The sequence below is a fragment of the Reichenbachiella sp. MSK19-1 genome (assembly GCF_003590315.1).
Taxonomy (GTDB): domain Bacteria; phylum Bacteroidota; class Bacteroidia; order Cytophagales; family Cyclobacteriaceae; genus Reichenbachiella; species Reichenbachiella agariperforans.
The window spans coordinates 1,990,019-2,011,173 of record NZ_MIER01000002.1 but is presented as its reverse complement, the minus strand read 5'-3'; the positions used below and the strand labels follow the sequence as shown (position 1 = coordinate 2,011,173).

21 protein-coding genes are annotated in these 21,155 nt (G+C 45.3%); 16 read left to right on the top strand and 5 right to left on the bottom strand.

The genetic code is table 11. From position 1 onward, the window contains the following. The first annotated feature begins 167 nt into the window (after positions 1-167). Genes BGP76_RS08300 through BGP76_RS08285 form a run of 4 tightly spaced genes read left to right on the top strand, consistent with a single transcriptional unit; the run spans position 168 to position 3,805 of the window. Positions 168-1,025, top strand: coding sequence for an MbnP family protein (locus BGP76_RS08300; protein WP_119844267.1), 858 nt, complete (start codon positions 168-170; stop codon positions 1,023-1,025). Positions 1,026-1,032: 7 nt separating this feature from the next. Then, on the top strand, positions 1,033-1,845 hold the full coding sequence (locus BGP76_RS08295; protein WP_147407417.1) for an MbnP family protein: 813 nt from the start codon (positions 1,033-1,035) through the stop codon (positions 1,843-1,845). Continuing rightward, positions 1,845-2,867, top strand: a complete 1,023-nt coding sequence (locus BGP76_RS08290; protein WP_119844265.1) for a cytochrome-c peroxidase — start codon at positions 1,845-1,847, stop codon at positions 2,865-2,867. The genes BGP76_RS08295 and BGP76_RS08290 overlap by 1 nt, the downstream gene beginning before the upstream one ends. Further along, positions 2,864-3,805, top strand: a complete 942-nt coding sequence (locus BGP76_RS08285; protein ID WP_119844264.1) for a transporter — start codon at positions 2,864-2,866, stop codon at positions 3,803-3,805. The genes BGP76_RS08290 and BGP76_RS08285 overlap by 4 nt, the downstream gene beginning before the upstream one ends. A 5-nt stretch (positions 3,806-3,810) precedes the next feature. On the opposite strand, the gene BGP76_RS08280 is transcribed toward BGP76_RS08285, so the two are convergent. Then, complete coding sequence (locus BGP76_RS08280; RefSeq protein ID WP_073124951.1) at positions 3,811-4,620, bottom strand: DUF3108 domain-containing protein; 810 nt, start codon at positions 4,618-4,620, stop codon at positions 3,811-3,813. Between the two features lie 133 nt (positions 4,621-4,753). On the opposite strand from BGP76_RS08280, the gene BGP76_RS08275 reads away from it, so the two are divergent. The 4 genes from BGP76_RS08275 (at position 4,754) to BGP76_RS08260 (ending at position 9,208) form a co-directional block, all read left to right on the top strand. After that, positions 4,754-5,911 carry a twitch domain-containing radical SAM protein gene (locus BGP76_RS08275; RefSeq protein ID WP_119844263.1) on the top strand — a complete coding sequence of 386 codons (1,158 nt, stop codon included), beginning with the start codon at positions 4,754-4,756 and terminating at the stop codon, positions 5,909-5,911. Between the two features lie 60 nt (positions 5,912-5,971). Beyond that, a complete protein-coding gene (locus BGP76_RS08270; protein WP_073124947.1) occupies positions 5,972-6,988 on the top strand; it encodes a pirin family protein in 1,017 nt (338 codons plus the stop codon). 1,115 nt (positions 6,989-8,103) lie between these two features. Beyond that, a complete protein-coding gene (locus tag BGP76_RS08265) occupies positions 8,104-8,688 on the top strand; it encodes a Crp/Fnr family transcriptional regulator (protein WP_099599186.1) in 585 nt (194 codons plus the stop codon). Between the two features lie 67 nt (positions 8,689-8,755). Beyond that, positions 8,756-9,208, top strand: a complete 453-nt coding sequence (locus BGP76_RS08260) for a DUF1569 domain-containing protein (protein ID WP_119844262.1) — start codon at positions 8,756-8,758, stop codon at positions 9,206-9,208. An 874-nt stretch (positions 9,209-10,082) separates the two neighbouring features. Here BGP76_RS08260 and BGP76_RS08255 read toward each other — a convergent pair. From BGP76_RS08255 to BGP76_RS08245, 3 genes are read right to left on the bottom strand one after another with little or no spacing between them, the layout of a single operon-like run. Next, positions 10,083-11,135 (bottom strand): VWA domain-containing protein, encoded by a 1,053-nt coding sequence (locus BGP76_RS08255; RefSeq protein WP_073124943.1) that lies wholly within the window; start codon positions 11,133-11,135, stop codon positions 10,083-10,085. Further along, entirely contained in the window at positions 11,128-12,000 is an 873-nt protein-coding gene (locus BGP76_RS08250) for a hypothetical protein (protein ID WP_073124939.1), read from the bottom strand. Before BGP76_RS08250 ends, BGP76_RS08255 begins: the two co-directional genes overlap by 8 nt. 31 nt (positions 12,001-12,031) lie before the next feature. Then, a complete protein-coding gene (locus tag BGP76_RS08245) occupies positions 12,032-12,910 on the bottom strand; it encodes a DUF58 domain-containing protein (protein ID WP_119844261.1) in 879 nt (292 codons plus the stop codon). 47 nt (positions 12,911-12,957) lie between these two features. Here BGP76_RS08245 and BGP76_RS08240 point away from each other — a divergent pair, with 47 nt between their 5' ends. The 8 genes from BGP76_RS08240 (at position 12,958) to BGP76_RS08205 (ending at position 20,885) form a co-directional block, all read left to right on the top strand. Continuing rightward, a complete protein-coding gene (locus BGP76_RS08240; protein WP_119844260.1) occupies positions 12,958-13,548 on the top strand; it encodes a DUF4296 domain-containing protein in 591 nt (196 codons plus the stop codon). A 21-nt stretch (positions 13,549-13,569) separates the two neighbouring features. Next, positions 13,570-15,963, top strand: coding sequence for an endonuclease MutS2 (locus BGP76_RS08235; RefSeq protein WP_158584145.1), 2,394 nt, complete (start codon positions 13,570-13,572; stop codon positions 15,961-15,963). A 119-nt stretch (positions 15,964-16,082) separates the two neighbouring features. Beyond that, positions 16,083-16,316 (top strand): cytochrome b5 domain-containing protein, encoded by a 234-nt coding sequence (locus BGP76_RS08230; protein ID WP_073124928.1) that lies wholly within the window; start codon positions 16,083-16,085, stop codon positions 16,314-16,316. Between the two features lie 14 nt (positions 16,317-16,330). Beyond that, positions 16,331-17,173 carry a BadF/BadG/BcrA/BcrD ATPase family protein gene (locus tag BGP76_RS08225; RefSeq protein WP_119844258.1) on the top strand — a complete coding sequence of 281 codons (843 nt, stop codon included), beginning with the start codon at positions 16,331-16,333 and terminating at the stop codon, positions 17,171-17,173. A 57-nt stretch (positions 17,174-17,230) separates the two neighbouring features. Further along, complete coding sequence (locus tag BGP76_RS08220) at positions 17,231-18,427, top strand: toxin-antitoxin system YwqK family antitoxin (protein WP_147407416.1); 1,197 nt, start codon at positions 17,231-17,233, stop codon at positions 18,425-18,427. 114 nt (positions 18,428-18,541) lie between these two features. Then, positions 18,542-19,345 carry an N-acetylmuramic acid 6-phosphate etherase gene (locus BGP76_RS08215; protein WP_073124919.1) on the top strand — a complete coding sequence of 268 codons (804 nt, stop codon included), beginning with the start codon at positions 18,542-18,544 and terminating at the stop codon, positions 19,343-19,345. 3 nt (positions 19,346-19,348) lie between these two features. After that, positions 19,349-19,918, top strand: a complete 570-nt coding sequence (locus tag BGP76_RS08210; protein ID WP_119844256.1) for a hypothetical protein — start codon at positions 19,349-19,351, stop codon at positions 19,916-19,918. Between the two features lie 76 nt (positions 19,919-19,994). Next, a complete protein-coding gene (locus tag BGP76_RS08205; RefSeq protein ID WP_119844255.1) occupies positions 19,995-20,885 on the top strand; it encodes an RluA family pseudouridine synthase in 891 nt (296 codons plus the stop codon). 19 nt (positions 20,886-20,904) lie between these two features. Here BGP76_RS08205 and BGP76_RS08200 read toward each other — a convergent pair whose 3' ends face one another. Continuing rightward, complete coding sequence (locus tag BGP76_RS08200) at positions 20,905-21,105, bottom strand: YwbE family protein (protein ID WP_073124913.1); 201 nt, start codon at positions 21,103-21,105, stop codon at positions 20,905-20,907. Between the last annotated feature and the right edge of the window lie 50 nt (positions 21,106-21,155).

Sequence of the window (21,155 nt, the reverse complement as noted above, 5' to 3'; positions counted from 1 at the left end):
ATTGTATGATCTGTGTGTCACAGACCACGGGCTTGAACTACAGTTATTGTCTAAAGTCTAACATCTAGATCTAATGTCTTGTTTCTTAAAGTCTAGGCTCTAGCATCGTCCCACCCGAGTCATTTGGCTCAATTAGTTTATTAATAGATTTTAATCAATTCGAAATAATGAAATATTACAATATGGTGATTGCACTTGCTGCGATCGTGTTTTTTAGTGCGTGTGACGATGAGGACGAAGGTGGCGAAATGGACATGCCTGGTACTGTCACACTGATGTTTGACAATGTCGCAGGAGATGCTGATTTGGTATTGGAAGCAGACGCATCGACCAACTATAACTTGACCAACGAATTAGATCAGGCGTTCAACGTGGATCTGCTGGGATATTATATCTCTGAGATCAAACTGACAGGCATGGAAGGAACAGCAGACTATGCCGACGAAGTTGTGTATAGTGCGGAAGAGCCCTTAGGGTTTTATCTCGTGGAGGAGACCGTAGATGGTATTTCTGGGCACATGATCACACTCAAAGACGTGCCTATGGGACACTACACATCGGTGACTTTCACGCTGGGAGTCAGTATGGATTACCTTTCTGAGGGCGCACAAGGTGGTGCATTGAGTGAGTCCAACGGGTATGTATGGAGCTGGAACTCTGGCTACATTGGATACAAACTCGAAGGAGCCGCAGAACACGGTGCAGCCAGCGAACACCACGGAAGACAAAACGAAGCAGCGTCACTCGCCTATCACCTCGGTGGAGAAGGGGAGGATTTTAGTAACATCAAGACGATCACGTTGGATCTAGGTACACATGTGATGATCAGCAGTGCATCTACATCCATGGTGACGATCACGTCGGATGTGTTGAAAGCTCTGACAGGAGAGACGGACATTGATTTTACGACTTTGGCGACTGCTCACGCTCCCGCTCAGAGCCAGCCAATAGGAAACAATTTGATGAGTGCTTTTGCTGTCGAATCAGTTGAAAACGACGCAGAATGCACACACGAACATGAATAGCAACCGAATGAAAAAAGCAGTGTATACGCTTTTATTATCCACTATCATCCTCTTCAGCCAATGTACTGAAGAGGACAATGGTGTGAGCACTGGGACAGTAGAGATCAAATTTGACAATGTCGTCGGAGACATACAAGCAGGGCTACTGGCCAACCCTGGTAACGAGGACTATCCTTACACGACTGTCTTGGGGCAGCAGTACAATTTGACTTTGGTCAAATACATCGTCAGTGAAATCGTACTGGAAGGCCCTGATGGAGCCTACTATGCGGATGAGCTGTCTATAGCAGGCGATGATGTCAATGGCTACTACTTGATAGATGAGTCTAACCTGAGTAGTCAGACCTTGACGGTGGATCAGATCGCTCCGGGGGTGTATGATCAGATATCGTTTAAGATAGGGATAGAAGAAGAAGGGGTAGATCAAGGTGCCAGTATCATCTTGGATGGGATGTTTTGGGCGTGGAGCTCAGGATACATCGGGATGAAAGTAGAGGGGCAGTCTTCGTCCTCTGCAGGAGAGTCCTTTGGTGATACGATCGAGGAGACTAATCCACATGGATTTGGCTATCACATCGGAGGATGGAAGTCTCCTAATAATGTCAGAGAGGTGACGATCGCGATGGATGAGATACGCATCACGCCAGATTACAAACCAGAGATTCATCTGGTGATAGATATAGCGAAGTTTTTGGATGGAGGGTTGACCTTTGATTTTTCGAAGCGCAACAGCATCCATGACGCAGCAACAGGCGCAGACTATGCGGACAATATTCCCGGTATGTTTCGCTTTGATCATGTGCACAACAACCCCTTGTGATGAGAAAGAAATTAGGGTTTCTACTGGTCATGGGATGGCTATTGATGGCCTGTGAGGGAGACAAAGGTGAGATTCCCTTTGGCTTTGTACAGCCGGAGCATTTTCCAGCAGCGACTTATACATTTGACAACAACCCTATATCAAAAGAGGGATTCGAACTGGGTAAGTTCATCTTCAATGATCCTCTTTTGTCAAGAGACAGTACCGTGTCCTGCGCTTCGTGCCATGACCAACGGGTCGCCTTTGCAGACCCTCAGCATAGACTGAGTATCGGGATAGACGCACAGGTCGGTGCGCGAAACGCACCTCCAATATTCAATTTGGCCTTTGTCAATGCGTTCTTTTGGGACGGGGGCGTGACACACGTGGATTTTATTCCGCTCAATCCCATCGCCAATCCCGTCGAGATGGATCAGGACATAGCAGTTGTCATCGAGAAGATGCGGGCTAGTGCTTTGTATCAGCAGAAGTTTGCCACTGCATTCGGTGAGGGAACAGAGATCAACAGTGCGCGTATGCTGCATGCACTCTCTCAGTTCATGGTGATGATGGTATCTGCTAATTCTAGTTACGATCAGTACTTGCTCGAAGGGGCGGCACTGAGCGAGTCTGCGTTGCGGGGTTTGGCGTTGTTCGAGGAGAACTGTGCCACCTGTCATGAGGGTAACCTCTTCACAGACGGTAGTTTTAGAAACAACGGTTTGGATGCTGAGGTGACTGACATAGGTCGCTACTTGATCACAGAGGAGGACGGGGACTTGGCGAAGTTCAAAGTGCCGAGCCTTCGAAATATCGCTTTGACGGCTCCCTACATGCATGACGGACGATTCGAGACGCTGGATGAGGTGCTGATCCACTACAGCAGTGGGGTACAACAGTCTGCTACACTCGATCCATTACTGCAAGCAGGGGGGATTTTGGGAATCCCACTGAGTGACGCACAGCAGTCAGACATTATTACATTTTTAGAGACATTGACCGACGAGGAGTTCGTGTCCAATCCATTATTTTTTGCTCCATGAGAAAACTAAGCATCATACTTTTCCTGTCTCTATTCGCATCCAGTGCATGGGCCTGTGATATCTGCGGATGCCAATTGGGCGGGTATTCGTTTGGGATATTGTCCCAGAACCCGACACATTTTATAGGGATACGCTACAACCAATCGCATTTCGAAGCGCACATAGATAATCAATCTATACCCGATGAATACTCGGATGATACCTATCGGACGATGGAGTTGATGGGACGCTATGTGATTAGCAAACGGTGGCAGCTTTCGGCGATTGTCCCCTATAGCATCAACAGTATGGATGGAAATAGTCAAAAGACCGAAGTGAATGGCATAGGTGATCCGATCTTGATGGGATATTTCAATGTACTCAACACTTCGTCGGAGAATTTTCGTGATTTGAACCATTCGTTGCTAGTGGGGGCGGGGCTCAAGTTTCCAGTAGGGACTTATGACGCTGCGGAGAATGATGTGTTGATCAACAGAAACTTTCAGTTGGGGTCGGGTAGTCTGGACTATATCCTCTCAGGGATTTATACGGTGAAGTATAAAAGTTTTGGACTGAATCTCGAAGGGTCATATAAGATGAATACGGAAAACGACCTTCACTATCGTTTTGGAAATCAGCTCGGTGTATCCGCTAAGGCATACTATGCACTGATCCAACCCAGCTACAGTCTGTTGCCCTACGTTGGTATGACCTATGAGCAGTCCGAGATACATACGGACGAGGGGTTCAAACAAGTTAATACTGGTGGAAATGCATTATTGGGGACTTTGGGCATGCAAGCTTTCGTATCACGCATCATGTTGATGGCCAGCTACTCCATACCGATCACACAGGATTACAATACAGATCAGCGTAGTACGATCGAGTCGCAGCAGCGTTTTCAGTTAGGTGTGGTTTTTAACATCCCATCCAAAAGTAGCCGTGAGATCATGCTTTAAGAGTCCTAAAAATCTGGTGTGCCACCATTGACCTCAGTGAGTTCGCATCGGGCATTCCCAAAGGCTAGTTTGCACTGGATGGCCAAGGGGATGTTGCGACCATCACTAGATACCCAAGCGTGTACAGGCCTCCCGTAGGTGTACTCTGTATCTGCGGGTAGGTATATCTGTGTGAGGTAAGTGTCGACTTTCTCATCGTTGTATTTGATTTTGTCTTTGCCTTTATAAATCAGTGATACAGGGTAGACCTTCTTTTTGTAGTGAGTCATCACGGTGACGGTATCATTTTTTTTATGCTTGGACCAGTCTACATCCATGAAATACACGAAGGTACTGACGATATCATAGCTGTCTGGGGTCATGTTGACCACCCAGTTGCGGTCTGATTTTTCTCCTTTCTTGGTTTTTTTAGCCTTGACAGTGATCTCATTCTTGTCATAGTCAAACGAGTTCCATTGATCCCAAAATCCGTTTTTGATCGTAACGTGTTTCTCTGAGAGGTAGGGGTGTAGTGTACGGCTATTGATGACTGACATATAGTTGTCATCCATCTCAGTGAAAAAGGCAGCCATGCCATCGGTATAGGCGTAAGCCTTTACGACATGGTGGTATTGATCCTGGATTATCATGTTGTTTTCTTCAAATACGAGATCACCACCCCCGAGCGTGAACCAGCCTATTTTGAATTTATAACTGAGTTTGTTGACCTTCATTTTGGTCAGTTCACCGTCTGGGTGCACATGAGATTGCGCCATGATGGAGCCACCGAAAATAAAGAGAAGTATGATAAATGACTTGAGTATATTCGACTTCATATTGCTATTAAATTACCATTCAAAATAATCAAATTGCTTCGGATACCTTAAACTTGTTTTGAATCTAAATGTTCCAAATCTTTAATCCAAATTGACAGAGAAAGATCAAATACCAGACCATAAATTTTGTCCTATGCCTTGGGTGCATCTACATGCCGATACGACGGGTAAGGTAAAGGCATGCTGTAGCACGTCTGTCACCTATGGGGATTTGGCGCATCAGTCTGTGTCTGATATATGGGAGGGCGAATCAATTAAGGCTTTTCGTCAGCAGGTATTAGTCCAGGGAGTGGATAGGAGGTGTTCGAGTTGTCTACATAGGGAGCAAGCGGGCAAGGAGAGTATGCGTACCGAAACGATCGCCAAGTATCCCGAGTTGTCTAGACAAATCGTGAATGAGCAGACTGTTGCCAGTCAGTTAAAGCCTGTGTATCTGGATATTCGGTTTTCTAACGTGTGCAACCTCAGGTGCCGGACGTGCTGGCATGGTGCCAGTTCGAGTTGGTTCGAAGAGGGCAAACAGCTGAATAATACGGCAGGTAATCAGGCTATTATTCGTGCTACGACCAACAATCGTCAATTGGTCACCGACGTGATGAACTACTGTGAGGCAATCGACGAGGTGTATTTTGCTGGAGGTGAGCCACTCATGATGGAGGAGCATTATCAACTGTTGGATAGCTTGCTGGCTACAAAGCAACAGCCGCTGATTCGATACAATACCAACCTAAGCCTGCTCCAGCGCAAAGCCTATGATGCCTGTGACTATTGGCGGCAGTTTGATCGCGTGAAAGTGTCGGTGAGTATCGATGAACTGGAGGAGCGAGGAGAGTATGTCCGCAAAGGGCTGAAGTGGGAGCTGTTGCTGAAGAATATCGAACAGATTCAGGTTAAGTGTCCACACGTAGCGATCGAAATAGCCCCAACTGTGAGTGTCTTCAATGTAGCGAGACTGGGAGAGGTGCATCGATATTTTGTGGATCGCCAGATCATAGCTGTATCCAATATCTACCTCAATGTCCTAGATCGACCCAGTGCCTACAACATTGTACATTTGGATGAAGAGGCTAAAAGAGAAGCCAAAGAACACCTGACGGCACATATCGCTTGGTTAGCGTCTGTGGATGCAGATGTGACACTGATAGACGAGTTTAAATCTCTGATCGAATACATGTACGCCCGCGTCGCTAACCCAAAGTTTCAGCAGCACTTTGCCCAGATGACGCAGCAGTTGGACGGGATGCGAAAGGAGGATTATACTGCCATTTTTGAAAAAAGCTTCCAGAAATAGCAACCAACACCCAATGATTCTGTATATATGTTGTAACATATAATTTGAATAGTCAAGATCATGTCTGATAAGATTCTAAACATCGAGCCGATGGTTTTTCCATGGCGAACCCAAGATCCATTTTTGTTTTGTGCACATCATAGAGACCTCTACCCAAAAGGGAATGAGCAGTTCGGTCCAGCGACGAGTCTATCAGGGCGCAATATGGGGTCAGATTTTACGATCAAGGATGGGTTTAGAATGTATCATGGCATGACCGTGCCAGGTTTTCCGTCCCACCCACATCGTGGTTTTGAGACCGTTACCATCGCCAAAGAGGGCATGGTAGACCATTCAGATTCTTTGGGTGCAGCTGGACGATTTGGAGAGGGAGATGTGCAGTGGATGACTGCTGGCAAAGGCGTACAGCATTCGGAGATGTTTCCGTTGCTCAATCAGGACAAAGAAAATACACTGGAGATTTTTCAGATCTGGCTCAACCTACCTGCGAAGAGCAAAATGGTGGAGCCCTACTTCTCCATGCTATGGCATGAAAAAATCCCTGTCGTCGAACAAAGCACAGATGGAGCAAAGAGCAAAGTGAGTGTGATCGCGGGTGCATTTGGGGAGCAGCAAGCATTGCGCCCTGCGCCAGATTCTTGGGCTGCGGACGATGCTCATGAGGTAGCGATCTGGACGATCAAACTAGAGCCGGGTGCGAAGGTGTCCATTCCTGCTGCCAAAAGTACCGAAGCGAACCGCACCTTGTATTTCTACCAAGGAACGGGGCTGAAAGTGGAAGGTCAAGAGATCAGCGACTATCACCTCATGGATGTGGATAGTACTGCCGAACTCTCACTAGTGGGAGGAGGTACGGACTGTTATGTGTTGGTGCTGCAAGGCAAACCACTCAATGAACCCGTCGTACAACATGGCCCCTTCGTGATGAATACCCATGAGCAAATCCATCAAACGATGCAGGAGTATGGTCGTACGCAGTTTGGTGGATGGCCATGGCCTAAGTCCGAACAAGTACACGATCCAAAACGTGGTAGATTCGCACTACATGCTGATGGGAGAGAGGAGAGTCCTTCGTAGAAATCTCTACCAGAACAGCGTGTTATGGCTTTCCAAAGATTCTAGGTTGGTCGGATTGCTTTTGAGAGGCTTATCTGCGTTGATAATGAGGATTCACAATTGTATTCACTCTCTTTCTATCTAAAACCCAAGCCAATGGACTTATTTTCAAAAGATTCAGAACATAGGAAAAGCAATAAAACGATAGAACGAAAAAAGAGATAACAACTGGGATGATCAAGCCGGAGAAGGAAAAAGCAAAATTTTCTAAAAGTATTGCTCAGAACCAATGCATAGATTCATTGAGTGTAATTGAACAAAGTACACCAAAGGTAAGAGCTAAAGCAATTAGCCCCCAGATATATCTGTGGGTTATTCCTTGTTTTAGTTTATTAAGACCACCCGAAAGTTTAGCGGGAAATGGTTTCCCTCTCTAGTATTTACTCTCTCAAAGAGCCCCATAAAAGCAAGTCAAATGCCCCTCAAAACAAACACGTGTGTTCGGTCTTCCAAACACGTGTGTTCGACCTTTCAAACACGTGTGTTTCAAGCCCCAAACACACGTGTTTCAGGCTCCAAACACACGTGTTTGAAAAAGGGGGAGTGAAAACCGCCTTCAGGCTTTGTAAAGGGGGTTTTTGCTGAGCTGGGATTCTCGTCCGGGGCTTACCAATAGGATAATTATGCTTTGTCTAAGTGACGAGACTGGTCAAGCAAAAAAATCTGGTCTTAGGTTAAGCGTTCGCGATCCTAAGAACCAAAATGTAGAAGTGTTGGTGTTTTGCAGGAGGTGTAACAGCTGTACAGCTCGTAGCGGAGGACTGCGCTGATCTGCGTCCTCGTACCTCGTCCTAGTCGGGCAATGACGGTACTATTGGTTTGCTAGGCTTGGGTCTATATGCAACGCGCTTATTTCAACCACCCTATTCTGACCGGTCGCATTTCCCAATGCGACTGAAATCTTCTTGGTATTTGTAATGCCAAAGAAGGACGTCTGCCCAGTGTGATAGGTAATGCCTATTCGATCACCTTGTAGAGAAGTTAGTAAATAAAGTGTGCCTCTCCGTAGATAGATCGGCTATTGCTTGCTAATTTCCACCCATTATAACTATACCTATCACAAACAACCTATAGCAGTGAGAGAAAAACTTAGAGAATATTTTGAACAGGACCTATCCTTGTCTAAAGATGTGGAGGAGGTAGTCAATGCTTTTGAGCATGTTGTCATTGACAAGAACGATTACCTCTTCAATGCCGGTTCGACCATTGACCACTATTACATTTTAGAAGAAGGGTTTGTGAGGTCCTTTGCCATCGATACAAAGGGCAATGATATTACCACTCACTTTTTTTCGAAGGGAGAAATAGTCATAGACTGGCCTGCTTTCTTCATGCATCAAAAGACCTCAGAGTACTACCAAGCGATGACAAAATGCTCTGCTTGGCGACTAGGCTTTGACAGGTTTCAAGAGCTCTTTCATTCGATCGCTGACTTTAGAGAAGCGGGGCGTACGCGGTTGGTAGGGAGCTACTTTGTGATGAAAAATCGCAACATTGAAATGATTACTAAATCTGCTAAAGAAAGGTATGAAGCACTTTTTAGACAGCATCCTGAGGTTATCAAAAATGCATCGCTCAAACATATCGCAACTTTGCTGGGCATTACAGATACTTCTTTGAGTAGGATTAGAAAAGAAATGGCCAGCGGTTCTGTTTCTTGACATATGACAAGATTTGGAAGCGAACGAATGCCCAATTTTGTTTCATCATTTAATTAACCATTGAATCATGAAAACAATCTTTGATCAAAACGTCTTGAGCGAACTACAGCTCAGAATCGACAATCTCTCACCACAAGCAACAGCGGCGTGGGGCAAAATGAATACTTATCAGATGCTAAGGCATTGTATTTTGAGTGAGCGAATGTTTCTAGGGGACAATCAATACAAGAGACTTTTTATAGGTAGGCTTTTTGGGAAAGTAGCCTTGAAAGGGGTTCTTAAAAATGACAATCCTCTGAAAGAAAATCAACCTACTCATCCAGCGTTCAAAATAACGGGCGAAGGAGACATAGTGCCTTTGAAGAACAACTGGAAGACACTACTGGAGAGATACTCGACGATCAGTCCCGACGAACTCGCTGGGTTTTTGCATCCGTTTTTTGGAGTGATGACACGCGACCAAATCGGGCAGTATGTCTATAAGCATACAGATCATCATCTCCGACAGTTTAAGGCCTAGTGATACAAATTCCCTCTTACTGGTCTAGGTAATTTCTCTGGTCTTAGGTTAAGCGCGAGCGATCCTAAGACCAAAAATGTAGAAGTGTTGGTGTTTTGCAGGAGGTGTAACGGCTGTGCAGCTTGTAGTGGGGGATTGCGCCGATCTGCGTCCTCGTACCTCGTCCTAGTCGGGCAATGACGGTACGTTTGGTTTGGTAGACTTGGGTCTATATGCAAAGCGTTCAACCGCTCTATTTTAACCGTCATAGCCTGGCGATAGACCAGGTTATCCCCATCGGAGAGCGGAGAAGTAGGCTAATCAATCATTGAGCAGAGACAGATACCATTTGGCACTTGCTCAGATAGAAGGATTTCCGCCCGTTGTTGGTGTTTTGCAGGAAGTGTAACGGCTGTGCAGCTCGTAGTGGGGGAATGCGCCGATCTGCGTCCTCGTACCTCGTCCTTGTCGGGCAATGACGGTACGTTTGGTTTGCTAGGTTTGGCTCAAATGCAAAGGGCTTCTTTCACACTACTCTATGTTTACCCGTCATAGCCTGGCGATAGACCAGGCTATCCCCATCGGAGAGCGGAGAAGTAGCCTAATCAATCATTGAGCAGAGACAGATACCATTTGGCACTTGATCAGATAGAAGGATGTCCGCCCGTTGTTGGTGTTTTGCAGGAGGTGTAATAGCTGTACAGCTCGTAGTGGGGGATTGCACCGATCTGCGTCCTCGTACCTCGTCCTAGTCGGGCAATGACGGCACGTTTGGTTTGGTAGGCTTGGGTCTATATGCAACGCACTTATTTCAACCACTCTATTCTGCCCGGTCGCATTAGATAAGCACACGTGATCCTAAGACGGGTAGGGAGAGACTAAGACTCACTATTTATCAATCCTGTAGGATGTTGCTGATGAAGGTGGACTTGAGGAGCATCCAAAGGAGGAAGAGGACGATGGCCCATTTGAGGTAGATGGGGTAGAAGTCTGTCGTGTCCTTGAATCGGTTTTCTTTGATCTCCGCTTTTTCATATTTGTCTATCAGCATGAACACATCCTCCAGTGCTTGGTTGTCGGAGACGCGGTAGAACTTGCCGTTTCCGATTTTGGCGATCTCACGGAGGGTTGTTTCATTGAGCGTGTTCTCGACGTAGCGCGTACGACCAAAGAAGTCCTTTCCGAAGGGTACTTTGCCTTCCTTGCCGATGGCGATTGTATAGATTTTGATGTCGTAGGCATCTGCCAGCTCTGCTGCGATGATGGGGTCGATGTTTCCGGCGGTGTTGTCTCCGTCACTGATCAGGATCATGACCTTTGACTTGCTCTCGGACTCTCTCATGCGGTTGGTTCCCACTGCAAGTGCACTCCCGATGGCTGTCCCACTTTTCTCTATCAGATTGAAATCTATGTCATCGATGTAGGTATTGAGTAGGTCGTAATCCGTCGTGAGCGGAGAGCGAGAATAGGCTTCACCAGAGAAAACCACTAATCCGATTCGGTCTTGAAATCTACCTAAGACGAACTTGCGCGCTACATCTTTGGCTGCCTCTAGCCTGTTGGGTTTGAAGTCTTCGATTTGCATGGATTCGGAGATATCAATGAGCATCATGATATCTATTCCTTCGGTCCATTGCTCTACTTTTTCGTTGGTCTTTTGTGGTCTGGCCAGAGCGAGTAGCAGTAGACTTAGGATCAAGAGCATGATCAGGTGCGGGATCAGACGCAGTAGGCTAGTGGGGCTCCATTTGATGTCACGATCCGTCAGGGCGATGGAGAGGCTCTGCTTTTTCATGATATCGATGGCGAACCATATCAATATCACGAGCGGGAGTACATAGAATGCGTACAGCACCACGGATAGCTCCCAGTTGAAGCTTTGCAAGGTCTCCCACTGAAACCAATGCGACGAAAGCCATTGTGAAGAATTAGCTACCTGATCACCCATTGTTTGTCTCCTGTTTTTTGATTTCCTGCTTTTTTATTTCGAACTGATTGCTTGTGAATTGGCTCAGTGCACTTAGGTTTTGGTGCATATCCTCTATGGCGACCTTGCCGTAGATGGATTGATCAATTTTTCGCAAAGTTCCATTTAGTTCTTCACCGCCATAGCCCGCAGCGATGATTTCACGTGTGGTGTATTTGGTGAAGGGACGGTTTTCCATTCGCTCCATGAAGGTCTTCCAGCTCAGTACGAGTCCTTCGATGGCTGCTGTGTTGTCTTTACCGTTTTGGATGCGCTGCATGTCTGCTTCGTATTGCTGCACGAAACGTCGGTAGTCTCGCTGTAGGAAGTAGAGTTGGTACTTGGCGTGGATGGTTTTCCTGAATAGGAAATAGCCGCCTACGAGTATCAGTAATATGACAGCTGTCCCGATTCCTATGTATAGATAATTGTACGAATAGATGAGTTCGCGAAATGCCACGTTGTTTTTGAGCACAATGCTATCGGGTAGCTGCGTGATCATGTCATGGAAGTAGACAGAGTCTGGATCAGACAAGATTTCTATACTGTCATTTTTTTGAAGAACGTATATAGGCAGCTGTAGCTGCTGTATGGGGTCGATCTCAAAACTGCTCAGTACATAGGTCACACTATCAAAGGCCCATGTACTATCTGATACCGTAGAGATGTAGGTTTTTCTATTGAACTCGAACGGTGCATAGTCGTAGGTCGAGTCTGGGAATACGATTTGCCAGCCTTTGGGGTACTTCACCGATAGCGTATAGGAGATCTCTTCCCCGATCATGATGCTGTCGGTTAGGAATACGCCTTTGGGTGCGATGTCTTGCGCCCAAAGGGGCTGATACATAGCGATTGATACTAAGATGAATACGAATTTTTTAACCACTTTTTCCAGCTTTATTTCTGACCTTGAACATTTTGATGAGCTTGGGTACATAGTCTTCATCCGTTTGTATCTTGATGTAGTCGGTTTGGTTTCGTTTGCAGAATTGCTCCAAATCGGCTTGTTTTTGTCCATGGGTTTGGTCTAGTATCTTTCTGAATTCTCGCGAAGAGGTGTTTCTCCATAGTGTACGGCCTGATTCTTTGTCTTCTATCGGGATGATGCCCAGGTTAGGGAATCTCGTCTCACGGATGTCTGAGATATGTATGGCTATTAGGTCGTGTTTGTGTGCCAGTCCCTTGAGATCATGCTGGTAATCTTCATCTATGAAATCTGAGATCAAGATGACGATACTTTTCTTTTTTAGCAGTTGATTCGTGAAACGAAACGCCTTGCTGAGAGCTGTTTTTTTGGATTGAGGGACGAGTTTGAATATCTCGTTGACTAGGCTAAAGGAGTGCTTCATGCCTTTGCCTGGTTTTACATACTTTTCTTTTTGATCTGAAAAACAGATAAGTCCGACTTGGCTGTTTTCTTTGATAGCAGACATGGCGAGTAGGGCAGAGATCTCTTTGCTGATATCCATTTTTTGACGTCCCTTAGTGCCGATCTCTTGGGAGGCACTGACGTCTAGAATCAAAAAGACATTTTGCTCTTTTTCCTCTCTAAAGGTCTTGACAAACGTACCGTGTCCCTTAGCTGAGACGTTCCAGTCGATGGTACGCACATCATCTCCATATTGGTAGGCGCGAACGTCATCATACTCTAATCCCGATCCTTTGAAGATGGAGTGATAGTCCCCTTGCATGTGGGAGTTTAAGGCCTTCCTAATTCTAATCTCGTATTTCCTAAGCTTCTTGAGGATGTCCTTCATTCATTGTACTTTTGGGAGCTTAAAATTAAGAGAATCTTAAAATTTATATGAGACACAAATTTATTTTTTTGCTCGCAGTGCTAACATTAACATTTCTTAACGCTTGTAAGCGGGATAGACCAGAAGATGTGATCTCAAAAAGCAAGATGACCGAGATATTGATAGAACAACATCTCTTAGAAGCGAAAGTATTGTTGTTGAAAGTCAGAACAGACTCTACCAATAAGGTCTACAATTCGCTGGAGCAAGAGATTTTCGAAAAGTATGGGGTAGACAAAGCGATGTATGAAAAGAGCTACCAGTATTATATATCAAAACCTGAGTTGCTGGACGAGATCTATGAGGTCGTAGTAGATAGCCTCAATGTCAACGATCAACATGCAGCGGTGTTAGAAGAGGAAGAGGAGAAAGAGAAAAAGAGACTGGCGGAGGAAAAGAAGAAAAGGAAGCAAGCCATCAAGGATTCCATAGCCAACATAGGGAAAGATTCGCTGACGGTTAGTTTGAGCGACTCTTTGGCTCTAGAGGTGAAAGAAGATTCGGTAGCAGAAGAGCAGGAAAAGCCGCTGACCCGTACCGACTCACTCAGAGACCCAAAGCTTCGTAAGATTGCTGCGCCCAAACAGAATAAGTTATAAGTTGCCTAATTCATATATTCATTGAATTTATACCCGAAAGAAATAGAAGTCAAACTGAGCTTTGACAAAGTAAAAGAAATCATCTCTGACAATTGTCTCGGTCCACTGGGTCAAGATTTTGTGGATCGATTGGTGTTTTCTACCCGTGTAGACAAAGTAAACGAATGGCTGGGACAGACCCGTGAATTCATGTCTATCTTGACAAGTGGTGGTGGTTTTCCTGCTGCTGCTTATACAGACATATTTCCCTATCTCAAACAAGCGCAAGTACCAGGTAGTTTTCTAGACGAGGAGCAGCTGCATGAGATCAAAGCGGTGGTCGATACACTAGGGAAGGTTCATTTGTTCTTTACTACGCACGAAATCGAATACCCGGTCTTGTTCGACAGGTTAGGCGCTATCGCAGTGGATGCATTGTTGCTTCATGCTTTGGAGTCCAAAATTGATGAGAAAGGGCAGCTCCGTGATGATGCCAGTAAGGAATTGATGCGCATACGTTCGGCGATATCTAAGAGTCAAGTGCGTGCGCGTACAGCTGTTAATAAGATACTAAAGCAAGCTGATCAGCATGGCTATACGCCTGATGGAGCATCGCTCACGGTGCGAGATGGTCGACTGGTGATCCCCGTACTAGCGGAGCACAAAAGGCACGTGCGTGGATTTGTCCATGATGAGTCAGCGACTGGCCAGACCGTGTATCTGGAGCCAGCTGAGGCGTTAGAAATCAACAATGAACTGCGTGAACTGAAATATGCAGAGCGTCGTGAAATCATCCGTATCCTGACCGAACTCACCGATATGGTCAGGATGCATCAGGGAGATATTGAGCGTGGATTACGGATGCTAGGCGTGTTGGACTTTATCCAAGCCAAGGCACGTTTTGCGATTACTTTCGAGTGTATCTGTCCCGTGGTAGAAAAGACACAAAAGATAGCGTGGAAGCAAGCACGCCATCCCATCCTCGAACATGCTCTCCATGAACAGGGACGAGAGATTAAGGCGTTGGATATTGTGCTCTCGCCTTCTGAACGCATATTGCTTGTGTCTGGCCCAAATGCTGGAGGTAAATCTGTGTGTCTCAAAACCATTGGTTTGATTCAGTATATGGTGCAGTGTGGGGTACCAGTGGCGGTAGATGAGGAGTCTAAGTTTGGGATGTTCTCGTCCATATTCATGGATATAGGTGATGAACAGTCTATCGAAAATGACCTCAGTACCTACAGTTCGCATTTGACGAATATGAAGTTCTTTTTAGAGCATACCGATAGCAAGACTTTGTTTCTGATCGATGAGTTCGGGACAGGGACAGAGCCGCAGTTTGGCGGAGCGATCGCAGAGGTGGTACTGTACGAATTGGCTAAGTCCAAAGCCTATGGTGCAATCACCACGCACTATGGTAATCTCAAGAAAATGGCAGATCAGGTCAACGGGATCGTCAATGCAGCGATGAAGTATGATGTCAAGAAACTGGAACCGCTCTATGAGTTGGAAATCGGCAAACCGGGTAGTTCGTTTGCGTTAGAGATCGCGGGTAAGATAGGTTTGGATCCCAAAATGCTCGAAAGAGCCAAGAAGAAGGCTGGTGTGTCTCATGTGCAGTTCGACCGCATGCTCAGCGAACTGGAAGCAGAGAAGAATAATCTTGATAAACAAAAAAAGGAGATAGAGGCAAAAAATAAGCGTCTCAGCGACTCGATCAAGGATTATCAAGACCTCAAGAAGTTTTTAGATAAGAAAAAGGATGAAGTACTCAAAGATGCCAAGCGTGAGGCGGCTCGCGTGATCGAGTCTTCGAACAAGCGCGTGGAATCGACCATCAAGCAAATCCAAGAAGCTAAAGCAGATAAGAAACGGGTACAGCTCGCTAGGGAGCAACTCCACACGCACCGAGACCAGCTTGCCAAGGAGGCTGTGACTAAAGTCGCCAAGCCATTGAGTGCTAAAGAGCAAAAGATAGAAGTAGGAGATAAAGTGAAAATGGTGAGCTCAGGGGCTGCAGGTGAGGTCGTTGCGATCAAAGGCAATCAGGTGGAACTGACATTGGGAGGCTTGACCTCTCGTGTCAAACTAAAGGATTTGGAAAAGATATCCAGTAAGCAATTTAAACAGACCACTGATGATCGTGTCAAGCAAATGACAGGTATAGATCTGAACTTCAAAATGGCCAATTTTAATATGACGCTGGATATCCGTGGTGTCAGAGCAGAAGAGGCTATTGGCAAAGTAGAGGACTATATAGATGAAGCTTTGCTACTGGGGCATCCAGAGGTCAAGATTCTACATGGCAAAGGTCATGGGATATTGAGAGATTTGGTCAGGAATGTCCTACGAGAGAATCGCAAAGTGATTAAAACTGCAGATGAACATGTCGAAAGAGGAGGGATGGGGATCACTGTCGTGACTTTGGAAGATTGATTATAATTAGGAGACTAGAACCAAGAACCAAGATGAAAAAGGACGTTAGATCAATACGACATGGTTCAGTACTTCTGTCAACTTTATAACTTTTCACTTTCTAATTAAACGCTTTAACATTGAATCTAAAACCATACACCAGACAACAACTAGCGCTTCGCAATGGACAGGATCGTGAAGAAATCTGGGTGGCCTATGATGGTAAAATCTACGATGTGGGCAGTTCGCGGCTGTGGCGTGATGGCAAACACTACGAACATTGGGCAGGACAGGATTTGACAGAGGAACTGCGCGATGCACCACATACCGACAAGGTGTTTGACAAGTTCGAAGTAGTGGGTATATTATCCTAAATAAAATTCAAAGCATGATACTAATAGCAGATAGTGGATCGACCAAGACAGCTTGGAGATTGATTGACGAACAAGGGAATATCTCTCAAGCCAAATCGGGAGGGATCAATCCTTATTATATGAAAAAGGAGGAAATTCAATCTGCCATTAGTGAGGGACTCATCGAGCATCAGGACACAAAGATGACCGCTATACATTTTTATGGTTCGGGTTGTTCTTCGGATAAGAACAAGGCGCTTATTGCTGATGCGCTCTCTGGGCTGTATCCAGAGACGGTAGTGTCAGTGGACCATGACCTGATGGCAGCTGCTCGTGCTTTGTGTGGTAGAGAACAGGGGATTGCTTGCATCCTTGGTACAGGCTCTAATTCTTGTCTATATGATGGGAAATCCATCGTAGAGAATGTCACTTCATTGGGGTATTTGCTAGGTGATGAAGGGAGTGGTAATATGCTTGGACGTATGTTGATCAAACGCTATTTTAAGCACGAACTTCCAGAGGATTTAAAAGCGAAGTTCGATGCTAGGTTTCAGTTGACGAGAGATCAAGTCTTAGAGCAGATTTATCAATCTGAGATGCCGATTCGCTTTTTAGCAAGCTTTGCTAAATTTATTTTTCAGCATATCCAGCATCCGTACTTTTATCAGATGGCGTACGATTGTTTTCAAGATTTTTTTGAGCAGAATGTATGTAAGTACACGGGGTATCAAGAGGTGCCAGTGCATTTTACGGGTTCGGTGGCTTTCTATTTTAGCAATATTCTTCGAAAGGTAGGGACAGATATGGGAGTAGCTGTAGGAGTGATTAGCGAAGATCCTGTGGCAGGATTGGCTTTGTATCACAGGGCAGAGGGTTAGTATGGTTTTTGTAGGGTTGTACTATGTTCTTGTTTGAACCCTAAAACATTGAAAGTTATGAAATACAGATTAGTTGTTTTGTCGTTGCTCGCTGCGCTGAATGTACAAGCGCAATCCACTCAGGTAGATACAGACATGATTGTCGCCTTGTACCAAAAGGATATGACTTATGCAGAAGCACTGAATGATGAAGTGCTTCTAGTGGTGCTAGAGGATTCGCTAGAGCAGATGGGCTATGATGGAGAGTCTTCGTTTGTGCCTCGATATGATACATTGATGGTGGCTGGAGCTAGAGAGAATCAAAACCTACAAGGTGATTTTTATGCTTTTCGGTCGTCCGATGAGCGAGAATACTTACCGGTAGATGATGGTTTTGGGCATGTGGAGTTAAAATATGAGGTGATCAATAGTGCGGGTAGAGATTGGATCATTAAGGAGTCTGCTTTTATGATCCCAATGCCGGATATGCCAAAGAGTAAGCCTACTTTAATTTGGACCAATGAAGGGCGGATTTCGAATGGTTTTCGTCAGGGGAAATGGAGACACAGAGGTACTGGCGAAGATACCACGCAGGTGTACGATAGGGGCTATGTCTCCGTTGACGGCAGTGTGGATCGTAGCAGCCAGCGGGATTATTTCGTGCGCGAGGAGGGTAAGGTTCGAGTATTTGCGATTCCTTACGAATTGAAGTTTGATAAAGGAAAGCTAACTGCAGGCAGGATATTTAACCCGTATTTGGACGAGTCCGGGATAGTGGTTTTTCGGATGGATGGAGCAGAGATGCTGATCCAAAGTGATAGCGAGACTGAACCGCCAGTTTGGAAGACTACTTTTCAGGGCAGGGTGTTTTATGATCCCGAAGATTTGTGGAGTCAGTTTCATGATGTGATTGGGCTAGGGACGCTGAAGCGAAACGAGAGACATGGGCAGTGGGTCTATTACGCACAGTGCTGTGAGGCTAATTTATCTGATAAAGTTCAGCGTACCGATACAGTCAAGATCGAGCACTACAAGAAAGGAATCCTGCATGGAGAATACCAAGAACTTAAGGGGATCTACAACGGAGAGTTGGCTTTTGAACAAGGAAGTTACAAGCGAGGGAATAAAGATGGAGCGTGGATGGAGTTTGAATATTATACGGATCAAAAGCGGCTGCTTCTATCGGTAGGAGGTTATAAAAAGGGGAAACGCATTGGGGAGTGGAAGACTTATGACAAGGGACTCATGCAGTCCTCTGAGCGTTACAGTCAGTAGCGGATATTTTGAATTTGAGGGGGAAATTCATTTAAAACCGTTTCGTGCTAAATTCTTAACAAGAATTTAATTCAAAAATTTCTTAAAATGATGGATATAACAAACCTTTGAACCATGACTACAACCGAAGCAACCTCAAACTACGATGACCTCCAAGAAATGACAGTGGAGGCACTTCTTTGTTCGATGAACAAAGAAGACCAAAGTGTACCACAAGCAGTGGCAAAGGCGATACCCGCCATAGTGCCACTGGTAGAAGAGATCGCTCAAAAAATGAATCTTGGTGGACGACTGTTCTATATTGGAGCAGGAACGAGCGGTCGATTGGGCGTGGTAGATGCTTCGGAGATTCCTCCGACCTATGGGTTGCCACATGATCGAGTGATCGGTATCATGGCTGGTGGAGATGATGCTATTCGAAAATCAGTAGAGAATGCTGAGGATGACAAGTTTCAGGCGTGGAAGGATTTAGAAAAACACGGCGCTACTGAGGGAGATGTATTAATAGGAGTGGCAGCTTCAGGTAGAACTCCTTATGTATTAGGTGGCGTGCAAAAAGCCATGACCCAAGGTTTAACCACCGCATGTGTCGTATGTAACCAAGCGTCTCCAATTGCTCATGCTGTCAAGTACCCAATAGAGGTAGTGGTAGGCCCTGAGTTCGTCACAGGCAGTACGCGGATGAAAGCCGGTACAGCGACCAAACTCGTTCTCAACATGATTTCTACATCGGTGATGATCAAATTAGGTCATGTCAAAGGAAACAAAATGGTAGATATGCAACTCAGTAATGCCAAGTTGATCGATCGAGCAATCAATATGCTCATGGGTGAGATAGAGGTAGATAGAAAAATTGCAGAACGTCTCATCGGAGATCACGGGTCTGTACGAGAAGCAATAGATCAATACAAAGGGTGATATATGCATGTAATTGAGCCATTTTATGGTTGGTTGAAATATTACGATTCTAGCAAAGATGAGTATTCGCCATTTCATGGCAAGGAGTATAATTACGATACTTATTCAGATACAATTTATGGATACTATATAGATCCCGGATGGGATTTTATGGGGTCAGAAACTCTCTATGTAAAGATTCTGTACTTAGATTATGATCAGGGCTATGCAGTGATTGAGTTTATAGGCGAGTGGAATGATGCCCTAAATAATGATATCATGCATCTCAAACGAAACATTGTCGATGAGTTGCTGGCCGCTGAGATTACCAAGTTTGTTCTAGTGGGGGAAAATATTCTCAATTTCCATGGGTCTGATGATAGCTACTACGAAGAGTGGTTCGAGGATGTGGAAGAAGGGTGGGTGACAGCCATAGGTTTTAGAGATTTTGTTCTAGCTGAAATGAACCAATTTAATATCGATACTTATATCAACTCTGGAGGAAATCTTGAGGTAATCAACTGGCGCACGATGAAGCCCCAACTTCTTTGTCAGCTCATCGATGGTTTGATCCAAAAGCGTCTAGGCGTATAGCTTTTTCTTTGCTCCCACATCAGAGTGTCTACTGGACAAACAAGGAGAAAAAGTTAGAATTAAATAGTTTTGCGGTATGCAAGAAACCTATACCGTATTAGGAAATGAATCGTCACCTTATCTGAATGTGTTGGCACCTGAGGTGTTTCAATGGATAGCCTCTAAGGCAAAGGCTCGCAAGTCCATACAGTCTGGGGCACTTAGGGTTAATGGAAAAACGGTGTCTACCGATGTGCGGGTAGTAGTCGGAGATGTGATTAGCTATGTGGCTAGTCAGGTGGAAGTTCGTGCACCACGTAGAAAGGTATTCAAGCAAACTATTCCTGTTGTCTATGAAGATGATCATTTAGCCGTACTCAATAAGCCAGGGGGACTACCTGTCAATGGTAATATGTTCAAAACGCTAGAAAACACCCTGACGATCAATCTCAAGCCGTCACATGAGCCTGATGCATTGGAGATCATGCGTCCGCTTCATAGATTGGATAGCCCCACCTGTGGATTGGTTATGGTTGCCAAAACCGAAAGAGCACAAGTAGCGATGGGACATCAGTTTGAGTACAAAGAAATTCGGAAGCGCTATCAAGCAGTAGTGGTTGGACAGGTGGCCGAGTCATCAGGGATACTGACGGATATAGTGGATGATAAGCCCTCGAGGAGTGATTATGAGGTGATACGTGTTTCACCTTCCCAAAAGTATGATTATTTGTCATTGGTTCATTTGTACCCTGTGACAGGCAGGACGCATCAGCTGCGTATCCACATGGCTAATTTGGGGCATCCCATAGTGGGGGACAAGTTGTATTCTGGGCAGATAGATGTACTGTATGGCAAGGGGTTGTTATTGTGTTCAGACCGCTTAGTGTTTGTGCATCCTATAACTAACAAAGAGGTTAAGGTAGAAATACCTATCCCTAACAAATTTACAGGGATTATGGATCGTGAGGCAAGACGTGCTGCCAGTTAAGGTAGGCGTGATTTAAATCCTATTCTTCCAGAATGTGTTTGACACGACCCACCTGACCATCATCGAGCATGACTTTGATGCCATGCGGGTGATTGGAAGATTTGGTGAGTAGTTTTTGTACGATACCTCGGGTGAGTGTGCCGTTGCGTTGGTCCTGTTTGAGAACTATATCTACAGCTAGTCCTACTTGTACATCTTTTCTGTTTCTACCGTCAGGCATATCTTGATTGTATGTTGAGAGATCAAAATTAGACTATATTCGCTGGATAA